Genomic DNA, 13856 nt, shown 5'->3' on the forward strand with positions numbered 1-13856 from the left:
TGCAGGCGCGCATGAGCCGTCCGATCGAAAGGAGCGGAGGCCGGCGATCGCCCAAAGATGAATGCTAGGCGCTCGCTATAGACGCCGGGAGCGGCGGGGGGAAGCGGAAAGCGCTTCTTCCTGTCATGCGCGCACAGGGAGCGCATTTCTCCCTTTGCGCAGTTGAGCCGCGGCGAGCGGGGTATAGCATCCGGTTCCGCGATGGCGTCGAGCCGGTTCGCGCCTGACTCCGGCCACGCCTCCCCAACCAGAGGAGCTTGGCCATGCGTCAATCCGATCCGCAGAAGCTCGATGCCCTCGTCGGCCGTCTCGTCGGAGACGTCGGAGCCTGCGTCACCGGCTCCCTGATCGTGCTGGGCGATCAGCTCGGCCTCTACCGGGCCATGGCGGACGGCGAGCCCGTCACGGCGGCGGAGCTCGCCGGCAAGACCGGCCTGAAGGAACGCTATCTCCGCGAATGGCTCTCGGCCCAGGCCGCCGCCGAATACGTCCAGTACGACGAGGGGGCCGACAGCTTCAGCCTGTCGCCGGAGCAGGCCATGGCTTTCGCCGAGGAAGGCAGTCCGGCCTTCTTCGCCGGCGCCTTCGAAATCGTCCAGTCGATGTGGGTCGACGAGCCCAAGGTCGAGCAGGCCTTCAGGACCGGCGCGGGCCTGGGCTGGCACGAGCACAGCAACTGCCTGTTCCGCGGCACTGAGCGCTTCTTCCGGCCGGGCTACAACACCAACCTGGTGAGCAGCTGGATTCCAGCGCTGGAGGGCGTCAAGGCCAAGCTGGAGGCTGGGGCGGTGGTCGCCGATGTCGGCTGCGGCCATGGCGCCTCGACCATCCTGATGGCGCAGGCCTATCCGAAGTCGCGCTTCTTCGCCTTCGACTATCACGGCCCCTCGATCGAGAAGGGCAGGGAGGCGGCGGAGAAGGCCGGCGTCGGCGACCGCATCGTCTTCGAGCGGGCCAGTGCCAAGGATTTCCCGGCGGCGCGCTATGACCTGGTCGCCATGTTCGACTGCCTGCACGACATGGGCGATCCGGTCGGGGCCGGCCACCATGTCAGGGAGACGCTGGCGCCGGACGGTACCTGGATGATCGTCGAGCCCTTCGCCCATGACAATCTCAAGCAGAACATCAATCCGGTAGGCCGGATTTTCTACGGGGCTTCGACGATGATCTGCACGCCGGCCTCGATGTCGCAGGAGGTTGGGCTCGGCCTCGGCGCGCAGGCTGGCGAGATGCGGCTGAGGAAGGTCGCGCTCGATGCCGGCTTCACCCGCTTCCGCCGCGCCACCGAGACGCCGTTCAACATGGTGTTCGAGGTCAGGGCCTGAGGCGGGAGCGGTAAACCCGCTCGCCAGGACAGCGAGCGGGCTAATGCGGCCGACTCAGTCGATCGTTATCGCGCTGGCGGGGCGATCGCGATTTCGCTGACGCGGGCGGCCTCGCGCATGGCCGCCTTGCGTCGCTGCGTCGCGATCAGCAGCAAGGCAAGCGCGCCGAGTTCGCAGGCGGCCCCGACGAAGCCGAGCTCCCAGGACGCGCCATGGCGCAGCACCTGCTGGCCGAGCACGGCGCCGGCGGCGATGCCGACATAGAGCGCCGAGGCATTGAGCGAGAGCGCGACCACGACGGCATCCGGCGCCATCGCGGCAAGGCGCGACATCTGCGAGGGATGCCCCGCCCAACCGGCGCCGCTCCAGACCATCAGGACCACCGGCAGGACGAAGATCGCGACCGCTGGCGGCAAGGTCACCGCGACGAGCGAGGCGGCGGCGAGCGAGGCTGCGAGCAAGGTCAGCACGAAGGTCAGCGTCGGCACGGGGCCGAAGCGGTCGCTGGCCTGGCCGCCCAACTGGTTGCCCAGCGCCGAGCCGATGCCGGTCAGGACCAGCGTGGCGCTGAGCCAATGGCCGGAGATGCCGGCATGGGCCGAGAGGAAGGGCGCGACATAGGTGTAGAGCGTGAAGGCGCCGGTGGTCCAAAGCGCGGTGGTGCCGAGCGCCAGCAGGACATCGCCGCGGCGCGCGACCTGCAGGCGTTCGGCGAGCGTGTTGGCGCCGCGCGGCAGGCCGGCGGGCATCTTGAACAGCAGGCCGGCGAGCGCGAGCGCGCCGAAGAGTGCCACGACCAGGAAGGCGAAATGCCAGCCGAGCGTAGCCACGGCGGTGCCGAGCGGCACGCCGAGAATCAGCGAGACGGTCATGCCGCCGGTGACCAGCGCGATGGCGCGGGCCCGGCGCTCAGGCGGCACCAGAGCGACGGCGACGGCGTTCGCCGCTGGCATGAACACGCCCGACGCGAGCGCCATGACGATGCGCGCCAGCATCAGCGAGGAGAAATCGCTGGTGAAGGCGGCGACGAGATTGGCGAGCGTGAAGACCGTGAGCGAGCCGACGAGCACGAGCTTGCGGTCGAGATTGCCAAACAGCGTCGAGAGCACCGGCGAGCCGATGGCATAGGCGATGGCGAAGATCGAGATCAGCAGGCCGGCGGTGTCGACACTGACGCCGAAGGCCGCGGCGAGGTTCGGCAGGATGCCGGTGATGACGAGGCTGCCCGTGCCGATGGCGAAAGCGCCACCGGCCAGCAGGAGGAGACGGATATCCATGGCAGAGGGCTCCGTGTGGAGGTGCCGACAATTTCAATGATCGTTGAATCATGGGCGCCGGCCGACCATGAGTCAATCCTAAATTCAAGGATCATTGAAACTTGTCAGGAGCGGCCGATGCAATTAAGTCGGAGGTGATGAAGCAGCTCTTCCATCCGGAGATCGAAGACGTCCTGCCGGCCGACGTGTTCGCCGCGCTTGGCGATCCGATCCGGCTCGGCATCCTGGTCTCGCTCGCCGATTGCGATGAGGTCGACAAGGCGCGCTGCGGCGCCTTCACCGAGCTCGCCTCGCCCTCGCTGCTCTCCTACCATTTCGCAAAATTGCGCGAGGCCGGGATCACGCGTTCACGGGCGGAAGGGACGGTGCGCTTCCTCAGCATCCGCCGCGACGAGTTCGAGCGGCGCTTCCCCGGCCTGCTCGACAGCGTGATCGAGACGGCGCGGCGCGACCCCTCCGTGCCGCGGATCAAGATCGACGTTTGAGGTTTTCCGCCGTCATGGTCGGGCTTGTCCGGGCCATCCCCGTCTTCGCTGGGTGAGGGTGGTGTTCAAGACGTGGATGCTCGGCACAAGGCCGAGCATGACGACGTGAAGCCGTAGCGCCGTCAGCCTAACCGCAGCATGGGCACCCTGGCCCGAACACTGCCCGACTGCCCAGGGCTGCAAGCCTTCCGCGCCAGCCGGGGACATGCTCCCTGATTCGCGCCATCGTCCTGTCGCGGTCGAGGCGCGTTGGGCGGCCATCCTCGACGACGACCGCCCCGTCGACGATGCTCGTCACCACGTCGCTTGCCTTGGCGTAATAGACCAGCGCGGCGTAGTCGCCGTAATAGGGTTGCAGGTGCGGGCGGTCGATGTCGACCATGATCAGGTCGGCCTTCTTGCCGGGCTCGAGCGAGCCGATCTCGTCCTGCAGGCCCATGACCCGGGCAGCGCCGATCGTGTGTAGCTCCAGCGCTTGCGCGCAGGAGAGGGCGGTCGGGCTGCCGAGGCGCAGGCGCATGGCGTTGAGGGCGTTGCGCATCCCCTCGAACGGGTCGTTCAGCATCCAGTCGGTGGCGAAGCCGGTCGGAATGCGGCGCGCCATGATGTCTTCGAGCGGCGGATAGCGGCCGCGGCGCGGATAGATCGTCGGGCAATGCGCGTAGGCGGCCCCGCTCTCCTGGGCCGCGTCGAGATCGCCCGTTCCGGCGAAGACGAGATGGGCGAGCACCACGTCCGGACCGAGCATGCCGACATCGCGAAGGAACTCGACCGGACCACAGCCATGGGCCGCCTTGACCTGCTCGACCTCAGCGACGCTCTGGGCGGCGTGGATATGCATGCCGATGCCGAGCCGGTTGGCCTCCGCGCGGGCGATCCTGAGCAGTTCCGCCGAGCAGGTGTCGGTGGCGTGCGTGCCGATGCGCGCGGTGATGCGGCCATCGGCAGCGCCGTGCCAGCGCTCGGCGAAGGCGACGCCGTCGCGGAGCCGCTCCTCGCCGATATCAGGATGATGCGTGTAGTCGCCGCGCCAGAGCTCGTGCAGGCGAACGTCGAAGACCTTGTGGGCGATCTGGGCACGCAGGCCGCAGGAAGCGACGGTCTCGGCGAGTCGGTGCGGCGCATACCAGATGTCGTTGATGGTGGTGATGCCGGCCTGGAGCATGTCGGCGCAACCGGCTTCCGCCAGCAGCGCCCACTCGTCCTCGCTGATGTCCTTCTCCATCCGGAAGGCGACTTCGAGCAGCGCCGCCTTGGCGGCGTGGTCGTCGGTCTGGCTGCGGAAGACCAGCGATGCCGCGTGCGAATGGCAGTTGACGAAGCCGGGCAGTACGACCCGCCCGGCACCGTCCAGCGTGCGAGCCGGTGCCCAATGCCCCTCGGGTTGGCGCGGGCCGGCATGGAGGATGCGCCCACCGGCGATCGCGACCTCGCCATCCGGAATCACCGGCAGGCCGGGGCTGATCGGATAGAGGAACTCGGCGCGGACCAGTAGGTCAATCTCGATCATGGCGACCCCTCCATCGGCGTGGAGTGGCGAACTTAGCGAGCCTCGATGATTTCCCAAGCCCTCATCCTGAGGAGCGGACCGTAAGTCCGCGTCTCGAAGGATGCTTCAGGAGGTTCCGGGGCAGCCGGAGCATCCTTCGAGACGCCGCTGCGCGGCTCCTCAGGATGAGGGCTGAGTTTGGAGACCTCCCACAGGACAGCCTTGCGTCCGCGATTTGCCCTCGCTATGAAATGTTACAACGTAACAAAATATGAGTTCCGAGATGGATGCCCGCCTTCCCGTCACCGTGCTCTCCGGCTTTCTCGGCGCCGGCAAGACGACGCTGCTGAACCACGTCCTCAACAACCGCGAGGGCCGCAAGGTCGCGGTCATTGTCAACGACATGAGCGAGGTCAACATCGATGCCGACCTCGTCCGTTCCGGCGGCGGCGACCTGTCGCGCACCGACGAGAAGCTGGTCGAGATGAGCAATGGCTGCATCTGCTGCACCTTGCGCGACGATCTCCTCGCCGAGGTCGGCCGGCTCGCCCGCGATGGCCGCTTCGACTACCTCTTGATCGAGGGTACCGGCATCGCCGAGCCGCTACCGATCGCAGCGACCTTCGAATTCCGCGACGAGGACGGCTTCTCGCTCTCCGATCTCGCCCGGCTCGACACCATGGTGACGGTGGTCGATGCGGTGAACCTGCTGAAAGATTACGGCTCGCGCGACTTCCTGCGTGAGCGTGGCGAGACGGCTGGCGAAGGCGACGAGCGCACCTTGGTCGATCTCCTGGTCGAGCAGATCGAGTTCGCTGATGTCGTCGTGCTCAACAAGGTCGGCGATGCCGGGTCGGAGGCGACGGCGCAGGCGCGGCTCATCATCAGGGCGCTCAACCCGGATGCGCGGCTGATCGAGGCCGATTTCGGCCGCGCGCCACTGGACGCAATCCTCGATACCGGCCTGTTCGACCATGAGAAGGCGCAGGAGCACCCGCTCTGGCACAAGGAGCTCTATGGCTTCAAAGACCATGTGCCGGAGACCGAGGAATACGGCATTTCCTCCTTCGTCTACCGGGCGCGCCGGCCGTTCCATCCCGAAAAGTTCAACGCCTTCCTCGCCCAGAGCTGGGCCGGGCTGATCCGGGCCAAGGGGCATTTCTGGCTGGCGACGCGGCCCGAATGGGTCGGCGAGATGTCGCTCGCGGGCGCGATCTGCCGCACCGAGGCGATGGGCTTCTGGTGGGCGGCGGTGCCGCGCCCGCGCTGGCCCGACCATCCGGAATGGAAGGCGATCCTGAACCGGCACTGGCACTCAGTCTGGGGCGACCGCCGGCAGGAGCTGGTCTTCATCGGCTGCGCAATGGACGAGCGCGCCATCCGCGCCGGGCTCGATGCCTGTCTCCTCGGCGAGACGCCGACCATCGCCTTCAAGCCCGAGCGCTATCGCGATCTGCCCGACCCGTTCCCGGCCTGGCGCCGGGCCGATGCCGCTTGAAACCTTATCCGATCCGTTCCGCCACTCCCTTGCTGCCCGTCCTGGAGATTGCCATGCGTCCGCTTTCCCTGTTGTCCACGCTCGCCGTGTCGGCCGTGCTTTCGAGCCTGCCGGCGCTCGCCCATGACCATGCCGTGCTGCGCGGCCGTCTGGTCTTCGCCGATCACGAGAAGCCGGTGGTGCGCGTGCTCGATCTCGACACCGGCGAGGTCACGCACAGCTTCGATCTGCCCAAGGCCAATCCCGGCTTCGCCACGGCGCAGGGCGGCCGCTTCGTGGTGATCAAGACCGGCGACGATGCCGGGACGATCCGCTTCCTCGACACCGGGCTGACGATCGAATCGCATGGCGACCACAACGACATCGAGAAGGGGCCGGTGAAGCTCGTCGACCTCGTGCTGACTGGCCAGAAGCCGGCCCATGTCATCTCCGGCCATGGCCAGCTCGCCTTGTTCTATGACGGCATCCGGCCCTGGGACGGCCAGAGCACGGCGAAGGCGGTGCTCGTCGCGATCAACGATCTCGCCAAGGACAAGCCGCAGCTGACGGAATGGCCGAGCCCAGGACCCCAGCACGGCATCGTCGTGCCGATGGGCGAGGGACGCTGGCTGATGTCGGTGCCGAACCCGGTCTATGTGAAGGGCGAGGATCGCAGCGCCTCGTCGCGACCGGACGGGTTCGAGATCCTCGATCGGACGAAGGGCGGTTGGGCCAGGCTCGCCAGCTTCAACGACGCGACCAAGGCCGATGCCTCCTGCAAGCTCTATCACGGCCATGCCGCCGCCGACGGCCGCCATGTCTTCGGCTGCGCCGAGGGGGAGGGCGGCGGCATGCTGGTCATGTCGCAGGCCGGTGGCAAGTTCAGCGCGCAGAAGCTCGCCTATCCCGACGGGCGCCGCATCAGCGCGATCAAGGCCAGGGTCGGCGCCAAATTCATGGTCGCCAATTACGGCAAGACCTCGCCCTATGACGGCTTGCTCAGGGTCGATCCAACCGCCAAGTCGCTGTCTGCTACCGATATCCTCCCGGTGCCCGGCGGCCAGTCGGCCTGCCAGTTCGAACTCTCCGGCAACGGCAGGCGGCTCGCCAATCTGACGCCGGACGGCAAGCTCCGGGTCTATGACGTCGCCGCCTGGAAGGAGCTTGCCAGCTTCGACGCCGTGTCGGCCTTCGACTGCCAGTATGGCGCGAAGACGCCGACGCCGTCGCTCGCGGTGGTCGGCGGCAGCGCCTATGTCAGCGACCCCACGAATGGCCGCATCCGCGAATACAATCTCGAGACGCTGAAGCAGGCGCTCGACCTGCCGGTCGAGGGCATCCCGGCCAACCTCGCCGGCAGCGATGCGGGCTGATCTTCGGCCTGCATCATAAAGCTCGGTCGTCCCGGGCGACCGCAGGGAGACCCGGGACCCATTCCGGAACCTCTATCGGGAAGGCTCCGGAATGGATCCCGGATCGGCGCGGCTTTGCCGCTTGTCCGGGATGACGCGAGGAGGGAATTGCGAGGCGTATAGGCTTCCGTTCAGCATCCGGGGTATAGGCATCCCGGATGCTGCAACGTCTTCCTCGCCAGAGCCGCCAGGTCGTCGCCTACGCCTTCTCGGGCGTTATGGCGGCGGTCGCGCATTACGGATTGCTGATCGGCCTGGTCGAGCTCGGCGGGGCCGATCCCGTTGTGGCCTCGCTGGCCGGTTTCGTGCTCGGTGGCGTCGTCTCTTATGTGCTGAACCGCTGGCTCACCTTTGTGGCGACGCGCACGCATGGCGAGGCGAGCTGGCGCTTCGGCCTGATCGCCTTCGGCGGCTTTCTGCTCACCGGTGTGCTGATGCACCTCTTCGTCAAGGTCGCCGGTCTGCCCTATCTGCCGATGCAGGTCGTGACCACGCTGATCGTGATGATCTTCACCTTCGCCGGGCACAAGTTCTTCAGTTTCGCCGATCGCGAAGGCCCCTGATCAGGTCTGGCCGGCGGCGTAGAGCGCCCAGCCGACCAGCAGCAGGCTGACAAAGCTCGCGAGCGTGCGGACATGGTTCCACATCGTCCACGGGCCGGAATAGTGCTGCCAGAGTGTCCGCGCTTGCTCGGGATCGGCCGGGATCGTGGCGATGGCAAGCGCCTCGTTCATCGGCACATTGGCGACGATGGTGATAAGGAAGGTGCCGGCCAGATAGACGATGGCGGCGAGCGCCAGCAGCAGCGCGACCTGCCCGGCGCCTTGCTTCCACCACAGCCCGGCGGCGACCAGCGCCACCACCGGCGTGCCGAAGAAGGCCGGGAAGAAGATCGCGTTGCGCACGACGATGTTGATGCTCTGCATCGAGGCGATCGCGGCCTTCGGATCGGTCGCGTCGAGCGCCCACATCACCGACATCGAATAGGCATAGAAGAAGCCTGCCATGGCGCCGGCCAAAACCAGCGTGACGATGGTGAGGGTGAGCGCGAGCGCGGTCATGGCGTTGCAGCCTCCAGCATCAGCGGCTTGCGTGCCGAAAAGGCCATGCGATGCGGGTTATGGCCGAAATTCGTGCGGCGTGTGACGCCCTTGAAGCCGGCCGCCTCGACCAGCGCGCTGATGCCGACGGCGCTGTAGGTCGAAAGCCCGTATTGAGCGCGCAGCTTGCGGTAGTCCGAGAAGACGGTGCGGACGAGGCCGCCGAGCGCCGCGACGAGAAAGCCGCCGCGCCAGGCGAAGCCGAGCAATTCGGTCGCGTCGGTCAGCGGCGAGAGATCGGGCGGGATCACGTCGGCGAGGATGAGCTCCCCGCCCGGCTTAAGCTTGGCGAGCCAGGTCGCCAGCGCCCGCTTCAATTCGTCTTCGCCAAGGTACTGGATCAGTGAGTTGGCGACGACGAGGTCGAGCGAATCATCCGGCAGCGCCTCGACCTCTTCGGGCGAGACGACCGAGAGATTGGCGAGCGCGCCGAAGCGGGCCTTCAGCCTGTCGCGGACGGTCGGTGCTGCCTCGCAGAGGATCAGCCTGCCACTGGCCGCGGCGACGAGATCGGCCGAGAGCGCCTCGCCACAACCGACATCGAGGATGGCCGCGTCCTTCGACGGCACGGCGGCGGCGATATCCTGCGCGATGCGGCGATAATGCAGGGCCTTGTGGCGATCCGAGACATAGATCGCATGCTCGCCATTCCAGAAATCACGCCAGGACATCGGGCTTCCGTTTCGAGGGCGGCGCCGGGGCGCCTTCGCCTTAAGCCCTAGCATGGCCGCGGCGACTATGGAGTCAGGTTGATTGCACGCAGGGTTTGTGCTGCCTCAAATGAGCCAATAGCTTCCGCGCGACCGACGGAGCCTGCCGACCATGCTGCTGTTGCCGAAACTGCTGAAGCGCTCGATCCGCAAGGGGCGCCTGACCGTGATCGCGCCGGACGGGACACGGCATGTCTTCGGGCCGGGCCGGACCGAGTTCACCTTCGCCGGCAAGCCGGTCGTCGCCGGCGAGGTGACGGTGCGCTTCAAGGATACGAAGATCGAGCGCGAGCTCTTCCTCAATCCCGAGCTGGCGCTGGCCGAAGGCTATATGGATGAGCGTATCGAGTTCGAGGACGGTTCGACCATCCATGACCTCCTGACGCTGTTCTGGATCCAGCGCAGCGAATTGCGCAAGCACCCGCTGCAGGCGGCGATCCGCAAGATCCGCTTCAAGATCCGGCGCTGGCGGATGCACAACCCGCTCGGCGTCGCCGGCAAGAAGGTGAAGCACCACTACGATATCCCGACCGACTTCTATCGGCTCTGGCTCGACGAGACGATGACCTATTCCTGCGCGTATTGGCATTCTCCGGATGTCGGCCTGGAAAACGCGCAGAAGGCCAAGCTCCGCCACCTGGCGGCGAAGCTGAAGATCGAGCCGGGCATGCGCGTTCTCGACATCGGCTCGGGCTGGGGCGAGCTTTCGATCTATCTCGCCAAGGCCTGCGGGGCGAAGGTCACCGGCCTCAACGTCTCGCCCGACCAGATGGCGGCGGCGCAGAAGCGGGCCGAGGTCGCCGGGGTCGGCGATGCCGTCAGCTTCATCAACAAGGACTATCGCGAGCTCACCGGCACGTTCGACCGCGTCGTCTCGGTCGGCATGATGGAGCATGTCGGCGTCGCCCATTACCTCGAATATTTCGAGAAGATCCGCGACCTCTTGACCCCTGACGGGATCGCGCTGGTCCACTGCATCGGCCGCGTCGGCCCGCCCGGCTTCACCGGCCCGTTCTTCGACAAGTACATCTTCCCCGGGGGCTATGCGCCGGCCTTGTCGGAGGTGTTCGCCGCGGTCGAGCAGACCGGGCTCTGGCATTCCGACTGCGAGTTCTGGCGCCGGCACTATCACTGGACGCTGGAGGCCTGGCGCGAGCGCTTCATGGCGCATCGGCCGGAGGTTGTCGCGATGCTGGGCGAGCGCTTCGCCCGGATGTGGGAGTTCTACCTCTCCGCCTGCTCGATCTCCTTCGACATCGGCGGCGATATGGTCTTCCAACTGCTGCTCGGCCCGCACAAGAGCGCCGTGCCGGTGATCCGGGACTACATCACGCAGGCGGAAGCCGAACTGGAACAGCGGGGCTTCTAGACGATGGCCGGACATTTGCCGATCGAGCAGGTCTCGGACCTGCTGCGCGAGGTCGCGGCGGAGGTGGTGATGCCGCGCTTCCGCAAGCTGGCGGAGACCGAGGTCCGGGTGAAATCCCCAGGCGAAGAGGTCACCATCGCGGATGAAGAGGCAGAGCGGCTGCTCAATATCCGGCTCCCTGAGTTACTCCCGGGATCGCGGGTGATCGGCGAGGAAGCGGTCTCGGCCCAGCCGGAGCTGCTGCAGGGGCTAGGCGAGGGCACGGTCTTCGTGGTCGATCCCGTCGACGGCACCGCCAATTTCATCAAGGGCAGCCCGTGCTTTTCGATGATGGTGGCGCTGCTGCGCGAGGGCGAGCCCGTCGCCTCCTGGATGCTGAGCCCGGCGACTGGGACGCTGCATGTCGCCGAGCGGGGCTCTGGCGCCTGGATCAATGGCGAGCGCGTCAGGGCAGGCAGGGCGCCGCAGTGGAACGCGCTGCGCGGCGGCGTGCTCACCCGCTTCCTGCCGGCCGAGATCACGGCGCGCGTACAGGCCAATGGCCGGGATCTCGCCGCCATCCTGCCGGGCATGCACTGCGCCGGCGAGGAATATCCCGCGATCGTGCGCGGCGAGCAGCACTTCGTCGTGTTCTGGCGCGGCTTGCCCTGGGACCATGCGCCGGGCACGCTCTTCCTCGAAGAAGCCGGCGGCCGGGCGGCCCGCTTCGACGGGCGTCCCTACAAGCCGGCCGAGCCGGGCTTCGGCATCCTGGCGGGGCAATCGCCCGAGCTGTGGGACGAGCTGCAGCGGCGGCTGTTCGCGGAGGCTTAGACTGGGCCTCGTCCGCGAGGCTGGTCAGCCCCTGCGCCAGACATAGCGGATGTCTGGCTCGCGCTCCTCATTGCGCGATCCGTCGGTCAACTCAGCTTCGACGAAGTCGTGTCGCTCATAAAAGCGCCTGGCGATGGCGTTTCGCTGAAACGTCCAGAGATTGAACTCGGAGCAGCGCATCTGCGCCACGTCCAGCAAGGCGCTGCCCACACCCTGGCCCTGATAGGTCGGCAGCACATAGAGCTGGTCGATCCAGCCATCGCGGAAGGCGATGAAGCCGACCAGCGCCGGACCGTCGAACGTGCCCCACAGTTCGCATTCGTCGAAGACCACGCTCCCGAAATAGGCGCGGTCTTCCTCGGGCGTATGGAGCCCTGCCAGCCAGGGCAGGCGATCATCGAAGCTCGCACGGTGCACGGCAGCCACCGCGTCCATGTCACTGCGCTGGAGTCTGGTCGGGGAACGGAGCATTCCCCCGCGTAGCAGAGGCTCGCTCAGCCCGGCAACGGTTGGTCGGTCGCACCCAAAACCTCGCCGGCTTGGCGCCGCGAGGGTTTGAGGCAGGACGCCATCCGAGGGAGGCGCGGGGCTAAGGCGGCGTCGCAGTCGACGGCTGCGTGCCGAATGTCGATGTCGATGATGTCGAGGCAGCGCCACTGGCCACTGCCCGAGCCCCGCGCGCGGTTCTCTGTGAGATCTCGTCGTGTGTTGCGTCCGGCTGGACCGGGGTGCCTACCCCGAACGACGAAACCCCTCCGTGGTGGAACGAGCAGAATCAGGTCGCAAAAGTGGTTCGCACTTCTGCGGAGCATGCTCGTTCAGGCTCGCAAGGCCCTCTCGCCACAAACACCGCTCTCCCGCCCGGCCTCATGATGCCTCGCGAAGCCCCCTCGGTTCGGGCGGGACGGGGAGAAGCATAAGCGAGGTTTGAGGGGCGGGGATTGATTGAGGGGCTATCCCCGCTGGCTGCTGACTCCGTGAAGGGGAGGCGCGGGGAACCCTCTCCTGGAAGGAGAGGGCAGGGTGAGGTGTAGGCCCTGGGACCAATGCCGTGAGCGCTCACCGCGCGGTTGAGTTCAGGCTCACGATTGCCCTCCGAACACCTCACCCCTGCCCCTCTCCTTACAGGAGAGGGGTTCCGCGTCGCGGTCCCCATGGTTGCCGCGGACAGGCTATGGCGCCTGTGCCTCTAAAAACTAAGGAATTGACCTAAGTATTGAGTCCACCTATCACTGCCTCGCGCAGATTGCTGCGCAGCCGTCGGCAGGGAGGAAGGCCGTGACACCGCAAATCGGCGCCGGCATGCAGCAGGCGCCCCATCCCGTCGTCGTGGACAAGGTCTTCCGGGCTTTGTCCGATCCGACGCGACGGCATGTGCTGGAGCGCCTGACCGCGCGGCCAGCTTCGGTGAGCGAGCTCGCCGCACCCTACGCCATGGCCCTGCCGTCCTTCGTCGAGCACCTGAAGGTGCTCGAGACGAGCGGTCTCGTGCGCTCGCACAAGACCGGGCGCGTCAGGACCTACGAGCTGGCTACGGACCAGTTGAAGCTCGCCGAGGATTGGCTCGGGCACCAGCGCAACCTCTGGGAGCGCCGCCTCGACCAGTTCGACGCCTATGTCATGACCCTGAAGGAAGAGGAGAGCAAATGACCTTGCCTGCGATCACGATCAATCCCGAGCTCGACCTGCTGCTCGAACGCAAGCTCGATGTCCCGGTCGAACTCGTCTGGCGTGCCTGGACGACGCCGGAACATCTGCGCAACTGGTTCGCGCCCAAGCCGTGGGCGATCTCCGCCTTGGACCTCGACCTGCGTCCCGGTGGCGCGATCAACTTCACCATGCGCTCGCCCGAGGGCCAGGAATTCGCCAACACCCAGTGCTATCTCGAGGTGAAGCCGCTGGAGCGGCTGGTCATGACCGACACGCTGCTCGGCGGTTATCGACCTTCGCCGAACCCGTTCTTCACCGCCATCCTGGATCTCGCCAGGGACGGCAACGGCACGCATTATCGAGCCGTGGCCATCCATGGCAACGATGCCAGCCGCAAGCAGCACGAAGAGATGGGTTTCCACGAGGGCTGGGGCACGGTGGTCAGCCAGATGGTCGAGTACATCAAGGCCGGGCGCCTCCTGTCCTGACAGGCGCGCGCTCCGATCGATCCTGAAGGCGGCGCGGCTGCGCCGTCCTCGCCCGTGAGCGCGTCGCGCCGCGGCCTTCTTCCCCGCAGGAAAGGGAAACCCGCTCAACCCGGCAACAGTTGGTCGGCCGCGCTCAAAAGCCCCGCCGGCTTGCACTGCGAGGATTTGCGGCAGGACACCATCCAAGAGAGGGGGCGGGGTGGCGTCGCAGTCGACGGCTGCGTGCCGAATCTCGATGTCGATGTGTCGAGGCAGCGTCAC

At 66.8% G+C, this 13856-nt stretch carries 14 protein-coding genes; 9 read left to right on the top strand and 5 right to left on the bottom strand.

Annotated elements, in window-relative coordinates:
• The first annotated feature begins 263 nt into the window (after positions 1-263).
• Positions 264-1325, top strand: a complete 1062-nt coding sequence (locus ASE66_RS16565) for a class I SAM-dependent methyltransferase (protein ID WP_057190790.1) — start codon at positions 264-266, stop codon at positions 1323-1325.
• A 65-nt stretch (positions 1326-1390) separates the two neighbouring features.
• On the opposite strand, the gene ASE66_RS16570 is transcribed toward ASE66_RS16565, so the two are convergent.
• Entirely contained in the window at positions 1391-2602 is a 1212-nt protein-coding gene (locus tag ASE66_RS16570) for an MFS transporter (RefSeq protein ID WP_057190791.1), read from the bottom strand.
• A 137-nt stretch (positions 2603-2739) separates the two neighbouring features.
• On the opposite strand from ASE66_RS16570, the gene ASE66_RS16575 reads away from it, so the two are divergent.
• Complete coding sequence (locus tag ASE66_RS16575; RefSeq protein WP_057190792.1) at positions 2740-3087, top strand: ArsR/SmtB family transcription factor; 348 nt, start codon at positions 2740-2742, stop codon at positions 3085-3087.
• 127 nt (positions 3088-3214) lie between these two features.
• Here the strand turns inward: ASE66_RS16575 and ASE66_RS16580 are convergent, their stop codons facing one another.
• The gene (locus tag ASE66_RS16580; RefSeq protein WP_057190793.1) at positions 3215-4597 is read right to left on the bottom strand and encodes an amidohydrolase family protein; all 1383 of its coding nucleotides are present in this window, start codon (positions 4595-4597) and stop codon (positions 3215-3217) included.
• A 262-nt stretch (positions 4598-4859) separates the two neighbouring features.
• Between ASE66_RS16580 and zigA the strand changes: the two genes are divergently transcribed.
• The 3 genes from zigA (at position 4860) to ASE66_RS16595 (ending at position 8028) form a co-directional block, all read left to right on the top strand.
• A complete protein-coding gene (zigA, locus tag ASE66_RS16585; RefSeq protein ID WP_244494952.1) occupies positions 4860-6074 on the top strand; it encodes a zinc metallochaperone GTPase ZigA in 1215 nt (404 codons plus the stop codon).
• Positions 6075-6127: 53 nt separating this feature from the next.
• Positions 6128-7426, top strand: coding sequence for a hypothetical protein (locus ASE66_RS16590; RefSeq protein ID WP_057190795.1), 1299 nt, complete (start codon positions 6128-6130; stop codon positions 7424-7426).
• A 197-nt stretch (positions 7427-7623) separates the two neighbouring features.
• Positions 7624-8028, top strand: a complete 405-nt coding sequence (locus ASE66_RS16595; protein WP_057190796.1) for a GtrA family protein — start codon at positions 7624-7626, stop codon at positions 8026-8028.
• Here ASE66_RS16595 and ASE66_RS16600 read toward each other — a convergent pair whose 3' ends face one another.
• Both ASE66_RS16600 and ASE66_RS16605 read right to left on the bottom strand, forming a co-directional pair.
• Positions 8029-8526, bottom strand: coding sequence for a DUF1772 domain-containing protein (locus tag ASE66_RS16600; RefSeq protein WP_057190797.1), 498 nt, complete (start codon positions 8524-8526; stop codon positions 8029-8031).
• Positions 8523-9236, bottom strand: a complete 714-nt coding sequence (locus tag ASE66_RS16605) for a class I SAM-dependent methyltransferase (protein ID WP_082613512.1) — start codon at positions 9234-9236, stop codon at positions 8523-8525. The genes ASE66_RS16600 and ASE66_RS16605 overlap by 4 nt, the downstream gene beginning before the upstream one ends.
• A 151-nt stretch (positions 9237-9387) precedes the next feature.
• Between ASE66_RS16605 and ASE66_RS16610 the strand changes: the two genes are divergently transcribed.
• Together ASE66_RS16610 and ASE66_RS16615 are read left to right on the top strand one after the other, a co-directional pair.
• Positions 9388-10644 carry an SAM-dependent methyltransferase gene (locus ASE66_RS16610; RefSeq protein ID WP_057190799.1) on the top strand — a complete coding sequence of 419 codons (1257 nt, stop codon included), beginning with the start codon at positions 9388-9390 and terminating at the stop codon, positions 10642-10644.
• Between the two features lie 3 nt (positions 10645-10647).
• Entirely contained in the window at positions 10648-11457 is an 810-nt protein-coding gene (locus tag ASE66_RS16615; RefSeq protein WP_057190800.1) for an inositol monophosphatase family protein, read from the top strand.
• 24 nt (positions 11458-11481) lie between these two features.
• Here ASE66_RS16615 and ASE66_RS16620 read toward each other — a convergent pair whose 3' ends face one another.
• Positions 11482-11892, bottom strand: coding sequence for a GNAT family N-acetyltransferase (locus ASE66_RS16620; RefSeq protein WP_244494953.1), 411 nt, complete (start codon positions 11890-11892; stop codon positions 11482-11484).
• 843 nt (positions 11893-12735) lie between these two features.
• Here ASE66_RS16620 and ASE66_RS16625 point away from each other — a divergent pair.
• A complete protein-coding gene (locus ASE66_RS16625) occupies positions 12736-13107 on the top strand; it encodes an ArsR/SmtB family transcription factor (protein ID WP_413814273.1) in 372 nt (123 codons plus the stop codon).
• On the top strand, positions 13104-13595 hold the full coding sequence (locus ASE66_RS16630) for an SRPBCC family protein (protein ID WP_057190803.1): 492 nt from the start codon (positions 13104-13106) through the stop codon (positions 13593-13595). The genes ASE66_RS16625 and ASE66_RS16630 overlap by 4 nt, the downstream gene beginning before the upstream one ends.
• Positions 13596-13856: the final 261 nt, after the last annotated feature.

The sequence above is a fragment of the Allobosea sp. Root483D1 genome (genome assembly GCF_001429505.1).
Taxonomy (GTDB): domain Bacteria; phylum Pseudomonadota; class Alphaproteobacteria; order Rhizobiales; family Beijerinckiaceae; genus Allobosea.

Coding starts and splice junctions, on each gene's coding strand:
- ASE66_RS16610 (WP_057190799.1), top strand. CDS start 9,388: ATGCTGCTGTTGCCGAAACTGCTGAAGCGCTCGATCCGCAAGGGGCGC.
- ASE66_RS16575 (WP_057190792.1), top strand. CDS start 2,740: ATGAAGCAGCTCTTCCATCCGGAGATCGAAGACGTCCTGCCGGCCGAC.
- ASE66_RS16605 (WP_082613512.1), bottom strand. CDS start 9,236: ATGTCCTGGCGTGATTTCTGGAATGGCGAGCATGCGATCTATGTCTCG.
- ASE66_RS16620 (WP_244494953.1), bottom strand. CDS start 11,892: ATGGACGCGGTGGCTGCCGTGCACCGTGCGAGCTTCGATGATCGCCTG.
- ASE66_RS16570 (WP_057190791.1), bottom strand. CDS start 2,602: ATGGATATCCGTCTCCTCCTGCTGGCCGGTGGCGCTTTCGCCATCGGC.
- zigA (WP_244494952.1), top strand. CDS start 4,860: ATGGATGCCCGCCTTCCCGTCACCGTGCTCTCCGGCTTTCTCGGCGCC.
- ASE66_RS16580 (WP_057190793.1), bottom strand. CDS start 4,597: ATGATCGAGATTGACCTACTGGTCCGCGCCGAGTTCCTCTATCCGATC.
- ASE66_RS16565 (WP_057190790.1), top strand. CDS start 264: ATGCGTCAATCCGATCCGCAGAAGCTCGATGCCCTCGTCGGCCGTCTC.
- ASE66_RS16600 (WP_057190797.1), bottom strand. CDS start 8,526: ATGACCGCGCTCGCGCTCACCCTCACCATCGTCACGCTGGTTTTGGCC.
- ASE66_RS16615 (WP_057190800.1), top strand. CDS start 10,648: ATGGCCGGACATTTGCCGATCGAGCAGGTCTCGGACCTGCTGCGCGAG.
- ASE66_RS16595 (WP_057190796.1), top strand. CDS start 7,624: ATGCTGCAACGTCTTCCTCGCCAGAGCCGCCAGGTCGTCGCCTACGCC.
- ASE66_RS16630 (WP_057190803.1), top strand. CDS start 13,104: ATGACCTTGCCTGCGATCACGATCAATCCCGAGCTCGACCTGCTGCTC.
- ASE66_RS16590 (WP_057190795.1), top strand. CDS start 6,128: ATGCGTCCGCTTTCCCTGTTGTCCACGCTCGCCGTGTCGGCCGTGCTT.